The 21863-nt window shown below is 66.6% G+C and carries 25 protein-coding genes; 18 read left to right on the top strand and 7 right to left on the bottom strand.

Annotation, left to right across the window (positions count from 1 at the left end; all coding sequences use genetic code 11):
* Positions 1-10: 10 nt before the first annotated feature.
* From G6N38_RS09835 to G6N38_RS09820, 4 genes are read left to right on the top strand one after another with little or no spacing between them, the layout of a single operon-like run.
* Entirely contained in the window at positions 11-841 is an 831-nt protein-coding gene (locus G6N38_RS09835; protein ID WP_163747356.1) for a sugar phosphate isomerase/epimerase family protein, read from the top strand.
* A gap of 23 nt (positions 842-864) precedes the next feature.
* Complete coding sequence (locus G6N38_RS09830; protein WP_163747355.1) at positions 865-1626, top strand: SDR family NAD(P)-dependent oxidoreductase; 762 nt, start codon at positions 865-867, stop codon at positions 1624-1626.
* A 26-nt stretch (positions 1627-1652) separates the two neighbouring features.
* The gene (locus tag G6N38_RS09825) at positions 1653-3371 is read left to right on the top strand and encodes a dihydroxyacetone kinase family protein (protein ID WP_163747354.1); all 1719 of its coding nucleotides are present in this window, start codon (positions 1653-1655) and stop codon (positions 3369-3371) included.
* The gene (locus G6N38_RS09820) at positions 3368-3838 is read left to right on the top strand and encodes a ribose-5-phosphate isomerase (protein WP_163747353.1); all 471 of its coding nucleotides are present in this window, start codon (positions 3368-3370) and stop codon (positions 3836-3838) included. The genes G6N38_RS09825 and G6N38_RS09820 overlap by 4 nt, the downstream gene beginning before the upstream one ends.
* 4 nt (positions 3839-3842) lie before the next feature.
* On the opposite strand, the gene G6N38_RS09815 is transcribed toward G6N38_RS09820, so the two are convergent.
* Positions 3843-4877, bottom strand: coding sequence for a phosphodiester glycosidase family protein (locus G6N38_RS09815; RefSeq protein ID WP_246227986.1), 1035 nt, complete (start codon positions 4875-4877; stop codon positions 3843-3845).
* 281 nt (positions 4878-5158) lie between these two features.
* On the opposite strand from G6N38_RS09815, the gene G6N38_RS09810 reads away from it, so the two are divergent.
* Positions 5159-5437 carry a GlsB/YeaQ/YmgE family stress response membrane protein gene (locus G6N38_RS09810; RefSeq protein ID WP_163747351.1) on the top strand — a complete coding sequence of 93 codons (279 nt, stop codon included), beginning with the start codon at positions 5159-5161 and terminating at the stop codon, positions 5435-5437.
* 93 nt (positions 5438-5530) lie between these two features.
* Here the strand turns inward: G6N38_RS09810 and G6N38_RS09805 are convergent, their stop codons facing one another.
* The gene (locus G6N38_RS09805) at positions 5531-6286 is read right to left on the bottom strand and encodes a pirin family protein (protein WP_163747350.1); all 756 of its coding nucleotides are present in this window, start codon (positions 6284-6286) and stop codon (positions 5531-5533) included.
* 92 nt (positions 6287-6378) lie between these two features.
* Here G6N38_RS09805 and G6N38_RS09800 point away from each other — a divergent pair, with 92 nt between their 5' ends.
* Positions 6379-6825: a MarR family winged helix-turn-helix transcriptional regulator gene (locus G6N38_RS09800; protein ID WP_163747349.1), complete on the top strand. Its 447-nt coding sequence runs from the start codon at positions 6379-6381 to the stop codon at positions 6823-6825.
* Positions 6826-6880: 55 nt separating this feature from the next.
* Here the strand turns inward: G6N38_RS09800 and G6N38_RS09795 are convergent, their stop codons facing one another.
* Positions 6881-7219, bottom strand: coding sequence for a heme-binding protein (locus tag G6N38_RS09795; RefSeq protein WP_246227985.1), 339 nt, complete (start codon positions 7217-7219; stop codon positions 6881-6883).
* On the opposite strand from G6N38_RS09795, the gene G6N38_RS30665 reads away from it, so the two are divergent.
* From G6N38_RS30665 to G6N38_RS09785, 3 genes are all read left to right on the top strand, one after another.
* Positions 7137-7382, top strand: coding sequence for a hypothetical protein (locus G6N38_RS30665; protein WP_246228144.1), 246 nt, complete (start codon positions 7137-7139; stop codon positions 7380-7382). The two genes, G6N38_RS09795 and G6N38_RS30665, sit on opposite strands and share 83 nt — an antisense overlap.
* Before the next feature lie 427 nt (positions 7383-7809).
* Positions 7810-8772, top strand: a complete 963-nt coding sequence (locus tag G6N38_RS09790) for a ferritin-like domain-containing protein (RefSeq protein ID WP_163747347.1) — start codon at positions 7810-7812, stop codon at positions 8770-8772.
* Positions 8773-8901: 129 nt separating this feature from the next.
* Complete coding sequence (locus G6N38_RS09785; RefSeq protein WP_163747346.1) at positions 8902-9324, top strand: nitroreductase family deazaflavin-dependent oxidoreductase; 423 nt, start codon at positions 8902-8904, stop codon at positions 9322-9324.
* 4 nt (positions 9325-9328) lie between these two features.
* Here the strand turns inward: G6N38_RS09785 and G6N38_RS09780 are convergent, their stop codons facing one another.
* Positions 9329-10363, bottom strand: coding sequence for a sigma-70 family RNA polymerase sigma factor (locus G6N38_RS09780; RefSeq protein ID WP_407662958.1), 1035 nt, complete (start codon positions 10361-10363; stop codon positions 9329-9331).
* Between the two features lie 65 nt (positions 10364-10428).
* On the opposite strand from G6N38_RS09780, the gene G6N38_RS09775 reads away from it, so the two are divergent.
* The 5 genes from G6N38_RS09775 to G6N38_RS09755 are packed head-to-tail and all read left to right on the top strand — an operon-like array spanning position 10429 to position 14256.
* Complete coding sequence (locus G6N38_RS09775) at positions 10429-11268, top strand: alpha/beta hydrolase (RefSeq protein WP_163747345.1); 840 nt, start codon at positions 10429-10431, stop codon at positions 11266-11268.
* Between the two features lie 2 nt (positions 11269-11270).
* Positions 11271-12302: an alpha/beta hydrolase family protein gene (locus G6N38_RS09770; RefSeq protein ID WP_163751911.1), complete on the top strand. Its 1032-nt coding sequence runs from the start codon at positions 11271-11273 to the stop codon at positions 12300-12302.
* A 48-nt stretch (positions 12303-12350) separates the two neighbouring features.
* Positions 12351-13100: a DUF2786 domain-containing protein gene (locus G6N38_RS09765; RefSeq protein WP_163747344.1), complete on the top strand. Its 750-nt coding sequence runs from the start codon at positions 12351-12353 to the stop codon at positions 13098-13100.
* On the top strand, positions 13097-13594 hold the full coding sequence (locus G6N38_RS09760; RefSeq protein WP_163747343.1) for a TIGR04338 family metallohydrolase: 498 nt from the start codon (positions 13097-13099) through the stop codon (positions 13592-13594). Before G6N38_RS09765 ends, G6N38_RS09760 begins: the two co-directional genes overlap by 4 nt.
* The gene (locus tag G6N38_RS09755; RefSeq protein ID WP_163747342.1) at positions 13591-14256 is read left to right on the top strand and encodes an O-methyltransferase; all 666 of its coding nucleotides are present in this window, start codon (positions 13591-13593) and stop codon (positions 14254-14256) included. Before G6N38_RS09760 ends, G6N38_RS09755 begins: the two co-directional genes overlap by 4 nt.
* Here the strand turns inward: G6N38_RS09755 and G6N38_RS09750 are convergent.
* The gene (locus G6N38_RS09750; protein ID WP_163747341.1) at positions 14237-14911 is read right to left on the bottom strand and encodes a TetR/AcrR family transcriptional regulator; all 675 of its coding nucleotides are present in this window, start codon (positions 14909-14911) and stop codon (positions 14237-14239) included. The genes G6N38_RS09755 and G6N38_RS09750 overlap by 20 nt on opposite strands.
* Positions 14912-15024: 113 nt before the next feature.
* On the opposite strand from G6N38_RS09750, the gene G6N38_RS09745 reads away from it, so the two are divergent.
* Positions 15025-15879 carry a class I SAM-dependent methyltransferase gene (locus tag G6N38_RS09745; protein ID WP_163747340.1) on the top strand — a complete coding sequence of 285 codons (855 nt, stop codon included), beginning with the start codon at positions 15025-15027 and terminating at the stop codon, positions 15877-15879.
* A 7-nt stretch (positions 15880-15886) separates the two neighbouring features.
* Complete coding sequence (locus tag G6N38_RS09740) at positions 15887-16501, top strand: pyridoxamine 5'-phosphate oxidase family protein (RefSeq protein WP_163747339.1); 615 nt, start codon at positions 15887-15889, stop codon at positions 16499-16501.
* A gap of 10 nt (positions 16502-16511) precedes the next feature.
* Here G6N38_RS09740 and G6N38_RS09735 read toward each other — a convergent pair whose 3' ends face one another.
* Both G6N38_RS09735 and G6N38_RS09730 read right to left on the bottom strand, forming a co-directional pair.
* The gene (locus tag G6N38_RS09735) at positions 16512-18740 is read right to left on the bottom strand and encodes a molybdopterin oxidoreductase family protein (RefSeq protein ID WP_163747338.1); all 2229 of its coding nucleotides are present in this window, start codon (positions 18738-18740) and stop codon (positions 16512-16514) included.
* A gap of 66 nt (positions 18741-18806) precedes the next feature.
* On the bottom strand, positions 18807-19568 hold the full coding sequence (locus G6N38_RS09730; protein ID WP_163747337.1) for an IclR family transcriptional regulator: 762 nt from the start codon (positions 19566-19568) through the stop codon (positions 18807-18809).
* A gap of 90 nt (positions 19569-19658) precedes the next feature.
* Between G6N38_RS09730 and G6N38_RS09725 the strand changes: the two genes are divergently transcribed.
* Both G6N38_RS09725 and G6N38_RS09720 read left to right on the top strand, forming a co-directional pair.
* Positions 19659-20999 (top strand): FAD-binding oxidoreductase, encoded by a 1341-nt coding sequence (locus G6N38_RS09725; protein WP_163747336.1) that lies wholly within the window; start codon positions 19659-19661, stop codon positions 20997-20999.
* Positions 21000-21782 (top strand): DAPG hydrolase family protein, encoded by a 783-nt coding sequence (locus G6N38_RS09720; protein ID WP_163747335.1) that lies wholly within the window; start codon positions 21000-21002, stop codon positions 21780-21782.
* Positions 21783-21863 lie beyond the last annotated feature (81 nt).

Below are 21863 nucleotides of genomic sequence, written 5' to 3'. Positions count from 1 at the left end.
AGGAGGTGACGTGAACGCGACATTCCATCCCCGGCTCGGCTGTTCGACGATCAGTTTTCGGCACCAGCCGCTGCCTGCGGCGCTGCAGACGATCGCGGGTCTGGGTTTCACCGAGATCGACCTCGGCGCCCTGCCTGGCGTCTGCGACCACGTGCCCTATGTCCTGGACGAGGTGGCCGTCGCCGCCGTCGCCGCCACCGTTGCGGAGTCCGGGCTGACGGTGCGATCGATCAACGGCGACGTCGGCGACCTCAACGCCGCGCTGGACGTCGCCGCCCGTGCTGCCCGCACTGCGCACGTCGAGGCGCTCGTCGCACTCGCGGCCGCCACCGGATCGCGCGCTCTGGTGCTGCCGTGCGGCGCACTGAGCCACGATCCGCTGGAATCGCTGGACATCGACCTCGACCGAGTCGCCACCGAACTCATCTGGGCGGCCGGTATTTCCGCCTCCGCAGGAGTCGAATTGTGGACCGAGTCACTGCACTTCCACCGACTGTGCTTCGACATCGATCGTGCTGGGGCACTGACCGAACGCGTCGAGGGCCGGGTTGGGATTGTGATGGACTTCAGCCACATCGTCGCCTCCGGCGGGGATCCGGTCGAGTTCGTGGACCGGTTCGGCCCCCACATCGCGCATGTGCACATCCGCGATGCTGTGCCCGGCGACATCAACCTGTCCGTCGGCAACGGCGCCGTCGATTTTGGCCGCGGCCTCAAGGCGCTTGCCGGCGCTGGCTACCACAGCCATTTCGCGCTGGAGCTGGAAACCCGCGACATCACCCATGACGAACGACCCGGCTGGGCAGTCCAAACCGGGCACCTCATCTCGGAACTGATCTAACAGAACTGATCTCAAGGAGAATCATGAAAACCGCAGTGATCACCGGGGCCACCTCGGAGCGTGGTATCGGCATGACCGTCGCTCAGCGTTACGCACGCGAGGGTTGGGCCGTCGTCATCCTGGACCTGGACGGTGAGAAGACCGCCAAGGTGGCCGCCGAAATCGGGAATCAGTACGCCGTACCGGCTTTCGGCCACGCAGTGGACGTCACCTCTGAAGAGTCGGTGACCCTGGCCCAAGCCGCGGTCGCCGCCGAGGTGTCCTCCGGCAACTTACCTCCGGTGGGAGCGCTGGCCAACATCGCCGGTATCACCTCGCCGGTCCCGTTCTTGGAGACCACGCTCGACATCTGGAACACGGTCATGGCCGTCAACGCCACCGGGACCTACCTGGTGACCAAGGCGTTCCTGCCGGCGATGATCGGCCAAGGCTGGGGTCGCATCGTCAATATGAGCTCGGTGAGCGCGCAGCGCGGCGGCGGGGTGTTCGGCAAGGTGCCCTACTCCTCGGCCAAGGCCGCGATCCTTGGCTTCACCAAGGCGCTGGCCCGCGAGATCGCCGAGACCGGGGTCACCGTCAACGCCGTGACCCCGGGCGCGGTCGACACCAATATTCGCGTGGGGTCCACCGACCAGCAGGAAGCCAAGCTGGCCGCCGACATCCCGGTCGGCCGCACCGCGACCACCGAGGAAGTGGCTGCAGTAATCACCTTCCTGTCCAGCGACGACGCCGCCTATCTGACCGGAACCACCGTTGACATCAACGGCGGCAGCCACATTCACTGATCCGCATTCATCGATGAGGTGCTGAGATGACACGCCTGTTCAACGACCCGGCCACGTTCACCGAGGACATGCTCGCCGGCTTCCTGGACGCCAACGCGGATTATGTCGTCGGGGTTCCCGGTGGCGTGGTGCGAGCGACTGAAACCCCCACGGGCAAAGTCGCTGTCGTCGTCGGTGGTGGTTCCGGCCATTACCCCGCATTTTGCGGCGTGGTCGGGCCTGGCTTTGCCGACGGCGCAGTGGTCGGCAATATCTTCACCTCGCCCTCCGCGCGGGAGGTGGTATCGGTGGCGCAAGCCGCGCACGGCGATGCCGGGGTGCTGTTGATCACCGGTAACTACGCCGGAGACGTGATGAACTTCGGCCTGGCCGTGCAGGAATTGCGCGACCAAGGGATCGAGGCGCGGTATCTAGCGGTGACAGACGACATTGCCAGTGCCGCTCCGCAGGACGCCGCCAAGCGCCGGGGTATTGCCGGCGATTTCACCGTATTCCGCTGTGCCAGTGCGATCGCGGAGGAAGGCGCCGACCTCGGCACGGTCGAGGCAGCAGCGGCCAAGGCCAATGCCGCCACCCGCACCCTCGGTGTGGCGTTCGACGGTTGCACCATGCCCGGAGCCGACCGGCCGTTGTTCACGGTCAGCCCTGGCACCATGGACCTGGGCCTGGGCATACATGGCGAGCCGGGCGTATCAAGCCATGAGATGCCCACGGCCGCCGAACTCGCCGGGCTGCTGGTCTGCGGCGTGCTCGCCGAAAAGCCAAGTGGCGCCGCGAACCGCATTGCGGTGATCCTCAATGGCTTGGGGCGCACCAAGTACGAGGAACTGTTCGTGGTCTGGAAAACCGTCGCCGAGTTGCTCGTCGCGTCCGGGCACACTGTAATTCAGCCAGAGGTTGGCGAACTGGTCACCAGCCTGGATATGGCCGGTTGCTCGCTCACTGTGATGTGGCTCGACGACGAACTTGAACGGCTGTGGATCTCACCGGCCGATACGCCCGCCTATCGGAAAGGCGCGGTCGCCACCGTCGCCGAGACCCGGCGCGCCGAAGTGACCAGGCAGACGGGCGCCGTCGCGATTCTCACAGCCGACGACGCCTCCCGCGCCGTCGGTGCGCTTGTCGCACAGGGTATTGCGGCGATCGCCGGACAGATGATCGAGGCGGAGTCCGACCTGGGTCGGATCGACGCTGTTGCCGGCGACGGCGACCACGGTCGCGGCATGGTCAAAGGCGCCACAGCGGCTTCGCGGGCCGCCGCCGCCGCGGTGACCCAGGGTGGCGGTGGGGCGGCGGCGCTGACCGCGGCGGGCGAGGCCTGGGCCGCCAAAGCCGGCGGCACCTCCGGCGTGCTGTGGGGCGCGGCGCTGAATGCCGCCGCCGCTCGCCTGGGCGATCGCGGCACCCCCGGCGATCGCGACGTCGCCGAGGCGGTGCGCGCCGGGCACGACGCGCTGGTGGAACTCGGCGGTGCCAAGCGCGGCGACAAGACCATGCTGGACGCGCTGGGACCTTTCGTTGAGTCGCTCGAGCAGGCTGTGTCGGACGGAATTAGTTGGCGCACAGCCTGGCTCGCTTCGTCGGAGGTTGCTGAGAAGGCCGCCGTGGAAACCGCCGAGCTGCGCCCGAAGGTTGGACGGGCTCGGCCGCTGGCCGACCGTTCGGTCGGCACCCCAGATGCCGGCGCGATATCGCTGGCCATGTGCATCCATGCTGTCGCTGAACTCATCGAGGAGAGATCATGAGCCACGAGAAACTCCGTATCGTTGTCGGCAGCGACGACGCCGGGCTCCAGTACAAAGACATCCTGCGCAAGGACTTCGAGGCCGACCCGCGCGTCACTTCTGTCGTCGACGTCGGGGTCAGGTCCGACGAGAACACCGCCTACCCGCACGTCGCGGTCGCCGCTGCCCGCATGATCGCCAACGGCGACGCCGACCGTGCCCTACTGGTCTGCGGCACCGGCCTCGGCGTCGCCATTGCCGCCAACAAGGTACCCGGGATCCGCGCTGTCACCGCGCACGACAGCTTCTCGGTGGAGCGCGCGATCTTGAGCAACAACGCTCAGGTGTTGTGCTTCGGCCAGCGGGTCGTCGGCATCGAACTCGCCCGGCGTCTGGCAACCGAATGGCTTGGTTACCAATTCGACCCGGCCTCCGCATCGGCCGACAAGGTGGCAGCCATCTGCGGCTACGAGCCACAGCACGCGTGAGTCGTTAGTTGAAGCCCAGCCAGGCGGGCAGGGCGCGCTCACGGGAATCGCACAACACAGCCACCGTGTCGCAGGAGCCTCTCGGCACGCCCGCACCGGCCCACATGCCACCGGTGTCGCGGCGCAACACGATCGACGACGACCCACCACCGTCGAGCAGGATCGCGGTGTCGCTGCCCAGCCCGCGGAAGAGATCCTGGATCTGATCGGGTGTGTAGCTGCCGCCCTGGAAGATGTACATCTCGTCCTTGTCCCTGGCGTAGGCCAGCGCAGTGCGCGCCGCGCTGGGGCCTGGATCGTTGAGCTGGCCGGTGTCGCCGGGGGCCAGCAGTCCGAGTCCGCTGACCGCGGCGAACCGGGTGCCCTTGTCCAGCAGCCCCTGGATCACCGGGGTGGCGGCGTCATAGTCGTTGGGCGACTTGGGCGGGACGACGAATGGCGCACCCGCGACGGGAAGGACCATCGTCGTCAGTGCGGTCCACACCTCGTCGCCGCCGGACAGTGCCTGTTTGCCGGCATAGGCGACGGTCCCGGTCACCGCGGCGTTGGCCCGGCCCTGTCCCTGCGTGTTGTCAACATAAGCGCCCAGCGGAGAGCTGCACCCGGTCGACTTCCACGAACCGGCCTGCTGCCCACGGACATCGAAGAAGTTGGCGTTGATCGCGATGGTCGGCTGCCCGAGCGCCTGCCACGCCTGCAGCGGGGTGTAGGTCTCGGAGGCCTGCACCAATCCCTCACGGGTGCGGGTGCCAGGAGTCTGCTCGCAGCGAGCCTGGTAGCCGGTGTGGGTATCGACCAGCAGCCGGGGAGTCAGCCGTCTGGAAGCGGCCTTGATGATCATCAGGTGGCCGCCGTTGGTCAGCTCGTACCAATTACCGCCGGCATTGAGCATTGGCGCCGGATAACCACTTCCGAAGTTGTAGACGAGGTAGCTGCCGCGCGTGGTGGCGATGGCCTGTGCCAGTTGCTCACGGCCATCGGCCGACGCGACGGGCATGCCGATCGTGGCCGCGAGCGCGAGGCAGCTGGTCACAGCCATGCTGCCCGCGACCAGGCGGCGTAGCTTCGCGGCGATGGTTGGCACAGTTGCCCTTTCATGCTGAGAGCCCACTACGGCAGGTACACCCCTATTCTCAGCAACCACACAGCCAACTTTGGTAACGGCATTGCGGCGGTTCGGCACCGGCGTCGTCACGACCAGCGACGTTGATTTGCCGCGCCGACAATTTCTTGCCCGCGGGACGGTTATCCGCGTCACAGGTGGGGAACTACTGCTTGGCGCGGTGCCCTTCCGGGGCCGCCAGAACATGAGGAGCAGCAATGATCGGAACGATTATTGGAGCGATCGTCGTCGGACTGATCGTCGGCGCACTGGCACGGCTAGTGATGCCCGGTAAGCAGAACATTGGCATTATCGTGACGATCCTGCTGGGGGCGGTGGGTTCCTTCCTGGGGACGTGGATCTCCTACCAGGTCGGATACTCCAACTCCAACGGCGGGTTTGCGATCATCCCGTTCTTGGTCGGCGTCGTCGTCGCCGTCGTGTTGATTGCCATCTACGTCGCAGTCACCGGACGCGGCAGCCGAGTGCATCGCTAGTAGGTCAGCGGCCCGGCGGCGCGATATACCGCACCGGCGTAATCGTCGGTGATGTAGACCGCGCCGCCCGGGCCGACTACCGCGGCGGCGACTCTAAGCCGCCAGGCCGGCATGCATCTCCCAGACCAGGATTTCGGCGGGCTGGGTGGCGGTGATCCGCTGACCACCCGCCGCGGTGAACCGCACCGCGTCACCTTCGCGTAGCGCACCGGCACCCTCCAACGTCACCTCGCCGCGCGGGACGAACAGGTGCAGATACGGAGCTTCTGGCAACTCCACGGCGTCGCCGGGCTGTAGCCGCGCACCGTGTAATGCCGCATACCGGTTGCGGATTGCGATCGCGGTCTGGTCCTTGTGTTCGGGCATCCCTGAGGCGATCGTCACCAGGCCGCCGCGCAGTAACTCGTCATCGATTTCGAGTTGTTGATAGCCCGGATCGAGGCCCGACTCGTCGGGAACCACCCACATCTGGACGAAATGCACTGGATCGCTGTGTGTTTCGTTTCCGGTCAGTGTCCACGAGTCGTTCTTCTCCGAGTGCAAGATGCCTCGTCCTGCCGACATCCGTTGGGCCAGGCCAGGATAGATCACCCCGGAGTGGCCGGTGGAGTCCTGGTGCACCAGCGATCCCTGCAGCACCCACGTGACGATCTCCATATCCCGGTGTGGATGGGTGTCGAAACCGGATCCGGGTTTGACGATGTCGTCGTTGTTCACCAACAGCAGGCCGTGGTGGGTGTTCACCGGGTCGTAGTGGTGTCCGAACGAGAACGAATGCTTGGAGTCCAGCCAGTCGATCTTTGTCGCGGCGCGGTCGGCGGCACGCCTGATGTCGACGGTTGCGGCCATGTCATCACCCCTTGGGTCGATGCCAGCCTAAGTGGCCGGCGCTGACTGCCACAACATAGATGACGTGTCATGTATTCCGCTATGGTGGTTGCATGGCTCAGCGCTGGTTGACCAATGACCAACAGCGGATCTGGCGCAACTACCTGACATTGGGCAACCGCCTGCAGGTCGCGATGAACCGCCACCTTCAGGCGCGCTGCGGATTGTCGCTCGCCGACTACGAGGTATTGGTCGCACTCTCCGAGCGCGGTCCACTCCGGGTGCTCGAACTGGCCGCTGCGCTGGACTGGGAGCAGAGCCGGGTGTCCCATCAACTGCGCCGAATGCGGACCCGTGACCTGGTGGAGCGCCGTGATAGCGAGGATGATCGGCGCGGCGCCACCGTCGAGATCACCCCGGTCGGAAGTGCTGCGCTCGCCACCGCGGCACCCGACCACGTCGCGCTGGTCCGCTCGGTGCTCTTCGACGGGGCGACGCAGGCGCAGCTGCGCGGATTCGACGAGGTCATTGCCGGGGCGCTGGAACGCCTTGAGGACTGACGCAATCCGCCGCCACAGCACAGGCAGTGGCGGCGGATCGCCATATCGGGCTGGGTCAGCCGGCCATGAACGCGTTGTAGGCCGTTTGTAGATCGGGCGGCAGCACCGTGACATTGCACGCCTGCTGGGTGTCACCGATCGGCGCCAGGATCCCGCGCAGCTCGTAGTACTCCCCGGGGTTGGCGGTGAAGTACCCGCGCACATTGGCTTCCGCCTGCGGGCGCGGCTGGGTGTAAGCCGCCGTCAAGACCTGATTGGCGCCGGGGTGGCCGGCGAGATACTGGTGTGCTGAGCCAGTCACCGAACTGACGGTGTTGGAAACGCCGGCGCTGCTGCAGTCCGGTGCCGCCGAGGCCATCGGCGCGGCGAGCGTCGCCGCCGCCAAGCCCCCCACGAGCCAACCGGCACATATCGCCGCAGCCTTCCGGCTCGGCGCGATACTGCTGAACATAACGATCACTTCTTTCTTTTGCTTGTCCCCCATCCTCCAACCCAACGTACCCATCGGGCTTTGTGGCAAAACCCCGTTCCGCGAGCGTGATTCGCGCCGGTTGTGAGTGTTACAGGTGCGTTCGGTGATGTTGGGCTCAGTTTGCCCGGAATGTGGCGCGGTCAGACTCTCGGCATCGGAGAGTCCTTAATACCGGTGATGATCCCGTAAGCGATCGTGATACCCACCGTGACCAAACTGTGCCATCAGCAAAGCTGAATACCGCTGAATTGCAGGGCTATTCGCTCGCCGAACGTAACGTCACGGCGAAGAATCGGCCGGCCGATTCTGCACCACAGCGTTACCGTTCGAGGCAACGTGTGGGGAAGTTGGTCGGCGTTCGTCCAGGAAATCTGAATGGAATGTGAAATTCGCTGCCCGAACACTGTGACAACCGCCGCACGCGAGTACCGATCGGACATATCGGGTAGGCCACTGAACGAGGCGCAAAACCCCGCGCCGACACCAAGTCAACGCACAAGGGAAGAAACGCGATGACCACACCAGACACCACCACTCTGCTCGCCCAACTGCGGGCGGTCCTCGACCTGACCAACACCGAGATCCAGATCGCCGAAACCAGGGTGGCGCAGGCGCGCACCGATGCGGTGCGCACCGAGCTCACCCAGAACGCCGCCAACGGCCGCGAACGCGCCGAAGCCATCGAGGCTGCCATCCGCGATCTTGGCGGCTTTCCCGACGTGATCGGCCCGTTCTTCGGCCGCGCGGCCGCGGCCGTCAAGGCCCTCACCGAACAGGCACAGCCGTTCGAGGAGGCCCTGCTGGGCGATCTCGCCCTGGAGGGTCAGCTGCTCGATCGCTCCCGCTACGTCAAGGCGCTGGCCGTCGCGGCACACCAGCCCGAGGTCGAAAGCCTGGCCAATCGCCTGATCACGGCGCACTCGGCGACCGTCGACTGGCTGACCACCGTGCTGGCCGAGGACGCGCTGGGCGGTCCGGCCGCACTGCGGCGCACGCCGCTGCAGATTCTCACCGGGCTGACCGTCCGAGTGGCCAACTGGCCGGTGATTTCATCGGTCCGCGGTATCGACCGGGCGCTGGACGCCATCCGTAATAGCCGGCCCATCGTCGACCAGCTGGTCAGCCGCGGCGCGCACGCCGGTGAGGTGGCGGTCAAGGCGGCCCAGGCCTCGCGGGATGCGGCGCTGGAGACCGCCGAGCGGGTGGCCCGACGCGAGGGCGCTGACGGTGCCGCCGATGCGTTGCACTCGTTGCGCAGTGCAACCGGTGTGCTGTCGCCCCAGGAATTGCCGATCGCCGGTTACGACGAGCTCAACCTCAACGACGCTGTCGCCGCGGTGAAGCAGCTTGAGGATCCCGCCGATATTCGCGCCGTCGTCGCCTATGAGGAGGCCAACAAGAACCGTCAGCGGCTGGTGTCGGCTGCCCAGACCCGGGTGGCCGCAATCGCGCAGGAGATCATCGGCATCGACTGACCCGACCCGTGTCACGCGCCGTCCCCGATGAATCCAACCGTCGTCGGGGGCGGTGGTGTGGACTGACTCGGGCTGCTCCGAATGTGGCTAAGGCCCAACAACTCACGCCGGTAGGCCTACGGTGTTCACATGACGGAAGCAATGAACTTCGACGAGATCAACCGAGCGGTCATCGATGAATTCCGGGCTACCGGCGGCAAAGCCGGCGGGATGTTCGAGGGCAAGCCACTGGTGCTGGTCCACCACGTCGGCGCCAAATCCGGGACCGAGCGCATCGCGCCGCTGGTGCCGCTTCTGCACGACGACCGGATCTTCATCTTCGCCAGTAAGGGTGGTGCGGACACCAACCCCGACTGGTACCACAATCTGGTCGCGCATCCGAACGTGACCGTCGAATTGGGTACCGAGTCCTTCCCCGTCACTGCCTGGGTGCTCAGCGGATCCGAGCGCGATGAGGTGTACGCCCGCCAGGTTGCCGCGGAGCCCCAGTTCGGGGATTACCAGCGCAGCACCTCGCGGGTCATCCCCGTCGTCGAGCTGCAACGCACGTAACCGGTTAAAGCGCCTCGGGCAGGCCGAATTTCGTGAACAGAGTGGTGTCGAGGAAGGCCACCACATGGGAGATGCCGTCGGGGCCCAAGTCGAGCACATGCAGCTGGAATGGCACATGGCGGCCGCCGGTCTCGGGTAGGCGCATGTACATCGCCGCGGCCGGCTGGCCGTTGGCGGTCAGCGGCAACAACCGCATGTCCCCGCTCGCGTTGGCCGGGCAGTTGTGGTGGATGAGCGCACCGATGGCAGGGCCGCCCTGATACCAGCCGTCGAACGGCGGCATCTCCCAAATCGCTTCGGCGGTGAACATTTCCACCAGCCGCTCGATGTCGTAGTCCTCGAACGCCGAGATGTAGCCGGCCAACTGTTCGCGGGCCTCCACCGACTCCGGCGGCGACAGCTGATCGTCCTGGCTGGGCCCGACGGCGTCGAGCTGGGCGCGGGCCCGTTGCAACAAACTGTTGACAGCGGCGACGGAGGTGCCGACGGCGCCGGCGACTTCAGCGGCTTTCCACTGGAGCACATCGCGCAGCACCAGAACGGCCCGCTGCCGTGGCGACAGATGCTGCAGCGCCGCAATGAAAGCCAACCGGACCGATTCCCGCGACCCGACGATCACAGACGGATCAGCAGGGTCGTCCGTTGACGAGTCGGGCAAGGGTTCGAGCCACGGCACCTCGGCACGTTCGACGAGCTCGGCGGTGGGTTGGGAGCTCGGCGCACCCAGCCCGGTGGGCAACGGCCTGCGCTGCCTGCCCTCCAGCGACGTCAGGCACGTGTTGGTGGCGATGCGATGCAGCCAAGTGCGTACTGAGGACTTGCCCTCGAAGCGGTCATAGGATTTCCACGCCCGCAGGAACGTCTCCTGCACCAGGTCCTCGGCGTCGTGCAACGACCCCGTCATCCGGTAGCAGTGCGCCAATAATTCGCGCCGGTAGGGCTCAGCCTGCGCCAGGAAATCGCCCCGGTTCGGGTCGAGTCCGTCATCAAGACGCTTCGGGCCGGGCTCGTCATCAAGATTACGTGCGAGCACGCTCACACCGACCGAGCTTACGCACGCGCACCGACACGTGCCGGGGCTGTCGTGGCAGTTAGGCTCCGTTGATGGTCACAACGCGCACCGAGCGGACGTTCGACGGAGTCGGCGGCGTCCGCATCGTCTACGACGTGTGGACGCCGGACACCGAGCCGCGCGGGGTTGTCGTGCTCTCGCACGGACTGGGTGAGCATGCCCGCCGCTATGACCATGTCGCCGAGCGTTTCGGCCAAGCCGGCTTGGTGACCTACGCACTCGACCATCGCGGACACGGCCGCTCCGGCGGCAAGCGCGTGCGTGTCCGGTCGATCAACGAGTACACGGGGGATTTCGACATTCTCGTCAAAATCGCCACCGCCGAACACCCCGGACTGAAGCGAATCGTGCTCGGCCACAGCATGGGCGGCGGCATCGTGTTCGCCTGGGGCGTCGACCACGGAGGCGACTTCGACCTGATGGTGCTGTCCGGTCCCGCGGTCTCGGCCCAAACCGGGGTGTCACCCGTCAAACTTCTTCTCGGCAAGGCGGTCGGCTCGCTGCTGCCGGATCTGCCGGTCGAGGAGCTCGACTCGAACGCGATCTCGCGCGATCCCGAGGTGGTGGCCGCCTACAACGCCGACCCCCTGGTGCATCACGGCAAGATCCCCGCCGGCATCGCCAAGGCACTGGTGACGGTCGGTGAGGCCATGCCGCAGCGCGCGCGTGAGCTCACCGCACCGCTGCTGGTGGTGCACGGCGCCGAGGACGCACTGGTAGCCGCAAGCGGCAGTGAACTGCTGGTCGACTGTGTCGGCTCGACCGACGTGCATCTCAAGGTCTATCCGGGGCTCTACCACGAGGTGTTCAACGAGCCCGAGCGCGATCGGGTGCTTGACGACGTGACCGCTTGGATCGAGGCCAGGCTGTGAGCTTGCGGCGTCGCATCGTCCTGGCGGCGATGGCGCTGACGTTGGTGGCAGGCTGCTCGTCGAACAGCGAGTCGCACAACGCCTGGGTCGAGGACGAGGTGACGTTCGTGGCCGACGGGCTGACCGTGCACGGCACCTACCGCCATCAGCACGGTGACCAGAAAGGGCCGGCGGCGCTGCTGATCTCGGAGAGCGGGCGTACCGACCGCAACGGCGACAACAACGTTGCCGGGCCGATCGGCAACATGCGTCAGCTCGCCCAGTACCTGTCCGAGCACGGGGTGGCCTCGCTGCGCTACGACAAGGTCGGCACCGGTCAGACGGGGCTGGGCCCCTACGCCGACCACCCGGCCGACGTGGGCAGCGCCGTCTACACCACCGGCGCGAAATCTGCGGTGCGGTTCCTGGCCGGGCAGGCTGGCACCGATTCCGACCGCATCTCGGTGTACGCGCTCGGTGAGGGCACCATCCACGCGATGACGCTGGCCGACGACACCTCGGCCGGAGCGCCCAAGATCCACTCGCTGGGGCTGCTGCAGCCACTGGCCGGCCGCTATCTCGACCTGATCAGCAACCGGGTCAAGACCGATATGGCCGCCGCCGTGAAAGGCGGCCAGAAGACCCAGCAGCAGGCTGACGCGACGATCGCCGCATGGAACGCCGCGGTCGCCGAGGCGCGCACCAAGGGCACTGTGCCCGCCAAACTGCCCGAGAGCCTGAGCGCGATCCTCAACCCCGGCAATGTCAAGGCCGTCGTGGAAGCCGACGCCATCGACCCGCTGGAGCTGGCCGCCCGCATCCCTGCCGCCACACCGGTATTGGTGACGTGCTCGGACACCGACGGCCAGGCCAACTGCGCCGATATCAAACCGTTCACCGACGCCCTGGCACACACGTCGCTGTCGGTGGTCGCGCTCAAAGGCGTCAACCATGTCTTGCGCGACGACCCGACCGACAACGTCGGCAATTACGCCAAGCCCGGTCCGCTCTCACCACAGCTGACGGTGGCGCTGGATGGGTTCGTCGGCCAGTGACGAGCCGGTGGCACACCGATGTCGGCGCGCTCCGCTAGGTTGCCAATCGTGACGGACGACAAGATGCTGGCGCGGATCGCAGCACTCCTGCGCCAGGCCGAAGGCACCGACAACGTCCACGAGGCCGAAGCGTTCATGGCCGCCGCCCAGCGGCTGGCCACCGCGACGTCGATCGACTTGGCCGTGGCGCGTGCCCACTCCGCCACCCGGACGGCAGCGCAGGCGCCGACCCAGCGGACCATCACCATCGGCGACCCCGGCTCCCGGGGCCTGCGCACCTACGTGCAACTGTTCGCGGGTATCGCCGCGGCCAACGATGTGCAGTGCGATGTCGCCTCGAACTCCACGTTCGTCTACGCCTACGGATTCACCGAGGACATCGACGCCAGCCACGCCCTATATGCCAGCCTGGTCGTCCAGATGGTGCGGTCCTGTGACGCCTACCTGGCCACCGGAGCACACAAGCCCACGCCAACCATCACCGCGCGACTCAACTTCCAACTGGCCTTCGGTGCCCGCGTCGCCCAGCGTCTGTCCCAGGCCCGCGACGAAGCCCGCCACGAGGCCACCAAAGACCGCAAGACCGCGCCGGGAACCGCGCTTGCGCTGCGCAACAAGGAACTTGAACTGCGCGACCATTACCGGCAGAACTCCAAGGCGCGCGGCACCTGGCAGGCCAGCCGTGCCTCGGCCGGGTATTCGTCGGCCGCCAGACGCGCCGGTGACCGGGCCGGGCGGCAGGCCCGGCTGGGGTCCAGTCCCGAGCTGCCGGGGTCGCGGAGCCGGCTGCCGAGGTGACGGCGCGCGACAGCCAGCGCTCCCGCGTCTACGCGGCCGAGGAGTTCGTCCGTACCCTCTTCGACCGGGCCGCCCAGCACAGTTCACGCAGCATCGACTTCTTCGGCACGCAGCTCACCCTGCCTCCGGAGGGGCGGTTCGCGTCGATGTCCTCGGTGCAACGCTACGTCGACGATGTCCTGGCGCTGCCCGCCGTGACGGCCCGCTGGCCGGCACCGGGACCAGTCAGTGTGCGTGCCCGGCGTGCAGCCAGCGCCGCCCACTACGAAAACTTCGACGGCACAGGGGTTATCGCCATTCCGGACCGGGACTCCGCGGACTGGGCGATGCGGGAGCTGGTGCTCCTGCACGAGATCGCGCATCATCTGACACCGGCGGGACCGGCCCATGGCCCGAACTTCATCGCGACGTTCTGTGAACTGGCCGCCGCGGTGATGGGACCGGAAGTCGGCCATGTGCTGCGCGTCGTGTACACCAAAGAAGGAGTGCGATGAACGACACCATCGGCCCGAATGACTGGCAACCTGTTGACACGCTGCTGAACCAACTGCTGCTACCCAACGACCCGGCATTGGCTGCCGCGCTGGCCGATTCGGCCGCCGCGGGCCTTCCTGTCATCGAAGTGTCACCGCAAAGCGGGCAGCTGCTGTATCTGCTGACCCGGATCAGCGGCGCTCGCCGGGTGCTCGAAATCGGCACCCTCGGCGGCTACAGCACAATCTGTCTGGCCCGCGGCGTCGGCGCCGAAGGCAGCGTCGTCACCCTGGAATACGACCCGCGGCACGCCCAGGTCGCGCGGATCAACCTGGAGCGCGCCGGGGTAGCCGACCGGGTGGACGTCGTCGTGGGCGCGGCGCTGGACAACCTGCCCGGCCTGACCGGGCAGTTCGACCTGGTGTTCATCGACGCCGACAAGGAGAACAACACCGCCTACGTCCAGTGGGCGATCGATCTTGGTCGGCCGGGCACCGTGATCGTCGTCGACAACGTGGTGCGCCACGGCCGGATTCTGGCTCCGGCGGCCGATGACCGGCAGGCCCGGGGCGTGCGCGACATGCTGGAGATGATGAGCACCCACCCCCGTCTGGACAGCGCCGCGATTCAGACCGTCGGGCTCAAAGGGTGGGACGGTTTCGCTATTGCGGTGGTGACGTAGGGCGCGGCGCTGTGCCCGCGGTGTAACCCTCGATGAGGTGCCCGATGGCGCGCCGGTAGGCGTCCTTTGGGTCGGCTGCCGGGAGTGTCTGCAGGGCGGCGACGAGATGCGGGAAGCCGTCGGCGCCCAGGGCCATGACTTTCCGCTCGATGCGCTCGTTGGCTGCGGCCTGGTCTTGGGCAGTCGGGGCGTTGAGAACTGCCCCAAGGGTGTAGGTCCACAATGCCCGGTACATCGCCATGGCAGCTGGGCTATCCAGTCCGAGTTCGGTTGCAGCAGCAAGAATTCGGTCCACGAGCCAGAGTGCGCCGGACCCGCCAGGGCTGCCTGCGCGTAACACGTCGGCGATCCAGCGTTTGCTTGCCAACACGTCGAAGACGGCACATAGCAGGGTCGCGATACGTTCGTGCGGATCCGCCGGTAATTCGATGGCGGGGAAGAGCGCGGAGACGTCGTCCAGCACGAGTCCGAGGAGAGTGTCGCGGTCACCGACGTGACGGTAGATGGCCATCGGCGACACACCGATTTCCGCCGCCAACGACCGCATGCTGAAGGTCTCGATACCCCGTTCGTCGAGCTGGGCGCGGGCGACGTCGACGATGAGCTCACGGTTCACGGTCGGCGGCCGGCCGCGCCGTGGGGTCCCGGTGGTCATGAGCCGAGTCAACCACGGGGAGGTCTTGCGTCGGCACAACCTGCGAGGTACGAATTGATTATTATGATATGCCGTATACAAATTACATGTCACGCTGAACCGGACCTACCGGCATGAACAAGATCCGACCGGAGTTGGGGGAGGTTCAGGAGACCCTGCTCATCCCGCTCTATGGACGTGCCCGTGATGCGGCGTCGCGACACCCGGTCATCAACGACCGGTGGGCACGCGACCTCGTGGATCGCATCGACTACGACTTCACCGCATTCCGTGGTGGTTCGCTGCCCGGATCCGTCCTGCGGACAGCGGTGTTCGACGGGTGGGTTCGCCGATTCCTCGACGACCACCCGGCCGGAACCGTGGTCGACGTCGGTACCGGCCTGAACACCCGCTTCGAGCGCGTCGACAACGGCAGCGTGCGTTGGTTCGACCTCGACCTTCCCGACAGCATCCAACTGCGACGGAACTTCTTCTCCGATACCGACCGCCGAACCATGTTGGCCGGTTCGGTGCTGGACACCGACTGGTACGACGCGGTCACCGCGGCGCCGGGGCCCTATCTCTTTGTTGTGGAAGCGGTCTTGGTGTATCTCCGAGAAGCGCAGGTGGGCAATGTGTTAGCGCAACTCGCTCAACGGTTTCCGGAGTCGCTCATCGCGTTCGACACAGCCGGCCCGAAGATGATCGCCAATCAGAAACGCGGCGGCGCGATGAAGGCAGTCGATGCCCGCATGCAATGGACCTGTGGTGATCCTCGTGCCCTCGAGAAGTGGGGATTGAGACTGCTCGACAGCAGAACTCTGGCCAGCCCGCAACCGGAAGTCGCGGCAAAGCTGCCCGCCCGGTACCGGTGCGCCCTGCCGATTCTGGCCAGGATCGCCCCCGGGATCGTCGGCAGTTACCGACTCAATCTTTATCAACTCGGACGCGGGGAGCTCCCGGCCGACTACCACGGGCGGCATGGATAATCGAGCGATGCGCCGTGAAGTCAGTACCATCGCCGAACTCCGGTCGATCATCGGTGAGCCCGACAGCGCCGTGGTCAACAAGGTCAAGGATCGGCTCCTGCCCCTGCAGCGCGACTGGTTGGCGCAATCGCCGTTGGCGTTCGTCGCCACGACCGATGCACAAGGCCGCGTTGATGTTTCACCCAAAGGTGACCCGCCGGGGTTCGTGCATGTCATCGACGACCGCACCATCGCCATCCCCGAGCGGCCCGGTAACAGGCGCGTCGATGGCTATCTCAACGTGCTGCAGCGCCCGCAGGTCGGGACACTGTTCGTGATCCCTGGGCGCGGGGATACATTGCGGATCAACGGGACTGCGCGCATCCTTGCCGACGCCGACTATTTCGACAGTATGGTCGTTCAGGGCAAGCGGCCGCTGCTTGCGCTGGAGATCGGCATCGAGGAAGTGTTCTTTCATTGCGCCAAGGCGTTCCTGCGTTCGGACGCATGGAAACCCGAGACCTGGAATCCGACCGCACTGCCCAGTGTCGCCCAGATGGCCAAAGCGATCCGGTCGAACTGGACCGACGCCCAACTCGAGGCATGCTATAGCGAGGACGGCATGCGCCGAGTGTTGTACTAGGCGAGGCGTCTCACCGCGCTCCGACGGGGGCCACCTCGACCGGCAGCCCGTTGAGCACCGCGGTGCCCGACAGCGGATCCAGCAGCGTGCCGTCGTTGAGACTGTTGACGTTCACGCCGGGGTCCCGGGCTGCCACCTGCATCCGGGTGCCCGGCTCGGTGTGGCCCCAGCCGTGCGGCAGTGACACCACGCCAGGGCGGATCGCGTCGGTAATCTCAACGGGCACTTCGAGTTTCCCGCCAGGACCGGTGACCACGGCCATGTCGTCGAGGCCCAGCCGGGTGGCATCGTCGGGATGGATCTGCAGAGTGCAGCGATTGGAGCCGCCGGACAGCGCGGGCAGGTTGTGCATCCAGCTGTTGTTGGAGCGGAGGTGCCGCCGGCCGATCAGCAGGAACCCCGGCTCTGATGCCAGCGAAGCAAGCAGCCGCGGGATATCGGCCAGGATCGGCTCGGGGTCTAGTTCGACTGTCCCCGATGGTGTTCGGAGCACCTCGGGGATCCGGGGGACCAGCGCGCCCAAGTCCACCCCGTGCGGTGCGTCCTTGACCCGCTGCAGTGTCAGGCCGTCGGGATTGGCGCCGAACCCGTCACCGAACGGGCCCAGGCGAAGCATCATGTCCAGCCGCCGTTCGAAACCGCGACCGTCGGGCAGCATCGCGGTCAACTCGTCGACCGAACGGCCGGCGACCGGCGAGTGTTCGTCGGCGACCTCCTTGCTCAGCGTCGACCCAATCACCTGGTCGTCTACCAGGTTCGGGTCGGCGTCCGGGCCCAGGCCCAGCACGATCAGCGTCAACCGGGCCAGGATCTCGCACTCGTCGGGCCGGTCGTCGGCCAGCGGTAGCACCGGAGGGGAGAACCGGGCGTTGTTGCGCACCACCGCGCCGGACAGCGCGAGGTCGAAATGCGCTGCGCGCGAGGGCGGCGGCGGGGGCAGGATCACGTCGGCGTGCCGGGTTGTCTCGTTGAGGTAGGGATCGACCGACACCATGAAGTCGACGCCGGCCAGGGCATCCTGCAGGCGGGCGCCATCCGGCGCTGACAAGACCGGATTGCCCGCGATGGTGATCATCGCCCGGATCTGACCCTCGCCGGGAGTCTCGATCTCCTCGGCCAACGCGACCGCAGGCATTTCGGACAACACCTCGCGATGCCCCGAGACCCGGCTGCGCCAGCGACCTGTCGCGAAACCCCGGCCGGGGCGCGCCGGTCGCGGGGCACCGGCGATCGGTGAGCTGGCGAACATCACTCCGCCAGGCCGATCCAGGTTCCCGGTCAGGATGTTCACCACGTCCACCAGCCAGCTGGTCAGCGTGCCGAACTCGACGGTCGAGGTGCCGATCCGGCCATAGACTGCGGCACTGGGCGCCGCAGCGATTTCCCTTGCAAGGGTGCGGATTTCGTCCGATCCCACCCCGCAGTGCTCGGCAACTGCGTCCGGCGGGAAGTCGAGTGCTGCCGCGCGCACCCGATCCAGGCCCGTCACGTGGTCGGCGAGCCGGCCCAAATCGACCAGGCCCTCATCGAAGAGGACGTGCACGATCGCGAATAGCAGTGCAGCATCCGAGCCGGGGCGGACGGGCAGGTGGCGGTCGGCCAGTTCGGCGGTGCGGGTGCGGCTGGGATCGATTACGACGAGTGTGCCCCCGCGGCGGCGCAATGCCTTGATCTTGCCGGGGAAGTCAGCCGCGGTGGCCAGAGAGCCGTTAGATACCAACGGGTTTGCGCCGATGATCACAAGATAGTCAGTACGGTCGAGGTCGGGCACGGTGAAGGCAAGCGGGTTGCCGTACAGGTAGCCGCACGAGACGTGCTTCGGCATCTGGTCGAGCGTGCTGGCGGAGTACACCTGCCGGGTGCCCAGCGACTTGATGACGACCGGCCCGTAGAGCGAACCGGCGATGGTGTGCGCGTTGGGGTTGCCGAGGTAGACCGCCACCGACGTGCTGCCGGTGTCGGCGATGACGCGCTGCAGCCCCTCTGCGGCCGCGGTGAAGGCCTCCGCCCAGGTGGCTTCGACCAGTTCGCCGCCGCGGCGCACCAGCGGGTTCGGTAACCGGTCCGGATCGTTGTCCAATTCGGCGAAACTGGCGCCCTTCGGGCAAATGAAACCGTGGCTGAACACGTCGTCCCGATCGCCCCGGGCCGAGCTGACCCGGTCGTTGTCATCGATGGTGAGGACCAGCCCGCAGGTGGCCTCGCACAGCGGGCAGATACGCAAAGCGGTGCGACTCATACCAGCCACTGTGCTCTGCTGACAGACACACTGGCAAGCCCAACCAACCGGATGGTCAGATTTGCCTCAGGTCGACCAGATCGGTGAATCCAGGGCCGAGCGCAGGGCGGCGACGATGCGGTCGGAGTGCTTGTTGAACCGCTCCGTCGGCGCGGGCACCGAGATCGCGACGATATTGCCGCCCAACGCACGCCCCGCGATCCCGGCGGCCGAGATGCCGTCGGTGTGCTCGTCGCGGTCGAAAGCTATTCGGCTGGTGCGGATCTCACGGAGTTCGTCGCGAACCTTCGAGCCTGCCGCCGGGTCCAGGGAGGCGAGCGCCGAGTCGGTGTCGGCGTCGTCGAACAGCGCCAGTGCCGCCTTCCCGTTGGCGGTGTCGTAGAGGGTGAAGCGGCCGCCGATCGCCGAGACCGCCCGCAGCCGGTGTGGCGACTCGATCTGGTCGATGAACAGCATCTGCCCGCCGCGGTATACCGAGAGGTCCGCGGTTTCCCCGGTGGCGTCGGCCACCCGCTCGAGGGTCGGCCGGAATGCCGAGGCGATGTGGGCGGCGTTTGCGCTGGACAACCCCAGCAGTCGGTCGCCAAGGACGATGCGGCCGTCGTCGTCCACGGCCGCGAACCCCACCTCGACCAGACCGAACAACAGCCGCCGCGCGGTGGACTTGGCCAGGCCCAGCCGGCTATGCAGATCGACCAGTCGTAGCCGGCCCGGAGCCGTCGCGATCTCGTCAAGTGCGGCCGCGGCGCGGCGCAGAACCTGGATGCCATCGTCGCGGGCACTTCCCGAACGCTCGCCATGCACCACGGAAATTTCCGGATCTGCCATCTTGTCGTCCCTTCCCTGGGCGTTCCTTGCACGGTATCGTGCCGCAATACGGATCGTACTGATTCGGAATGTGAATCAGAGGAGGCTTAGGTGGGGTCACTTCCTGAGGGGCGTCATTTCTTCCGCGGCGACGACGGTTACGAGAGCGCACGCACTGCCACGGTGTGGAACCAGCGCGTGCCCGACCGCTATCCGGACGTCATCGTCCAGGCGGTCGACGCCGACGACGTGGTCGCCGCCGTGCGCTACGCCAAGGCCAACAACAAGCAAGTCAGCATCAAGTCCGGTGGGCATAGCTGGGCGGCCAGCCACCTACGCGACGGCGCGGTGCTGCTCGACATGAGCCGGGTGGATCAGACCAGCATCGACGCCGACAAGATGACCGCGGTCGCCGGCCCGGGCAAGGGCGGCAGCGCGCTGGCCGCCGAACTCGAGGCGCTGGGATTGTTCTTCCCCGCCGGACATTGCAAGGGCGTGTGTATCGGCGGCTATCTACTGCAGGGCGGTTACGGCTGGAACAGCCGCGTCGTCGGGCCCGCCTGCGAGAGCGTCATCGGTCTGGATGTGGTCACCGCCGACGGTGATCGGATCTACATCGACGCTGACCACCATCGGGATCTGTACTGGGCGGCCCGCGGTTCGGGGCCAGGGTTCTTCGCCGTGGTCATCGCGTTCCACCTCAAGCTCTACACGAGACCCGCGGTGTTGGGCAGCAGCTTCTACGCCTACCCGATCGAGCTCGCCGACGAGATCTTCACCTGGGCGCGCGATATTTCCGCCGAGGTGGACCGCCGGGTCGAGTTGCAGATCGTGGCCACCCGCAGTGTGCCTAATGCCGGCATCGACCGACCGGCCATCGTGATGGCCTCCCCGGCGTTCGCCGATACCGAGGCCGAGGCCAAGGAGGCCTTCGGCATCCTGGACCGATGCCCGGTCGTCGACAAGGCGCTGGTGGCGTTCCCGTATGCGCCGATGGCCCTGGCCGATTGGTACACCGCGGTGATGAGCAACTACCTCGCCGATCACCGGTACACCGCCGACAACATGTGGACCAATGCCTCGGCCGCCGAGCTGCTGCCGGGCATTCATCGCATCCTGGACACCATGCCACCGCACCCGTCGCATTTCCTCTGGCTGAACTGGGGCCCGTCACCGCAGCGTCAGGACATGGCCTACAGCCTGGAAAGCGAGATCTATCTGGCGCTCTACGCCGGCTGGATGGACCCGGCCGACGACGACAAGTACGGCGACTGGCCGCGCTCGAACATGGCGGCGATGGCGCCGTTGGCCACCGGAATCCAGCTGGCCGACGAGAATTTGGGCAAGCGGCCGGCGAAGTTCGCCACCGACGAGAACATGGCGAAGCTCGACCGGGTACGAGCCGAGTACGACCCCGACGGCCGGTTCCACGGCTGGATGGGACGGCTGTAGATGGCCGAGACCTACCTGGGATACCGCCCCGGCGACGGGGACACCCCGTGGGGCACGTACTTCAATCCGGAGATGGCGGAGCTGCCCCGGCACGTCGTCATCGCACTCGAGCAGGGCCCACAGGCCGATCAGGTGTTACTTGGCTTCGATTCTGCCGCAACCATTCTCGACGAGGGATATCAGCAGACCGAGAACGGCTACGGTAGTTTGCGCGGCGGTGGATTTCAGGTCTCGGTGCGTACCGACATGCCTGGCGTCACACCGGCGATGTGGGACTGGTGGTTCGGCTGGCACGGCAGCGACTCGCGCCGCTACAAGCTGTGGCATCCGCGCGCCCACGCCTGGGCGCACTGGGGTGATCACGGACCGGACGGCAGCTACGTCGGGCGCACCTCGATCATCGAGGAGTATCTGGGCTCGTCCTACGCCAAGGCTGCCATCCAGTTCCTCGAGCCTGCGGCGCTGGGCCTGGACGCGTCCCGGCTCGGCGGGGACGTCGCGGTGTGTGCGCGGCTGGGATCCAGTGAGCTGCCCGTGGACATCGGCTGGTTCATTCACCACGTCCGGGCCACCCCGGGCGGGGCGGAAATGCGGTCCCGATTCTGGATGGGTGGTCCGTATATCGGTGTGCGCCGTGGCAACCGGCTGGCCGACTCGGTGATCCGCCCGATCGCCGCACATCAGCTGCCGGAACCCCGAGATCTGCTGGTGCATTGCGCTCAGGAGATGAACCACCTGGCCGCATTCCTGCCGGCGATTTATGACAAGCTGGGCCGGAGTTAGCAGAACTCTCTCAGGTGGGCCGATCGCCAAATTGCCGCCACTGTGGACCGAAAGGGCTATCTTCCTGAGTAGAAGCTGAGA

Source organism: Mycolicibacterium helvum, from assembly GCF_010731895.1.
Classification (GTDB): Bacteria; Actinomycetota; Actinomycetes; order Mycobacteriales; family Mycobacteriaceae; genus Mycobacterium; species Mycobacterium helvum.
The sequence above is the reverse complement of the archived record's forward strand: the minus strand, read 5'-3'. Positions and strand labels throughout refer to the sequence as shown.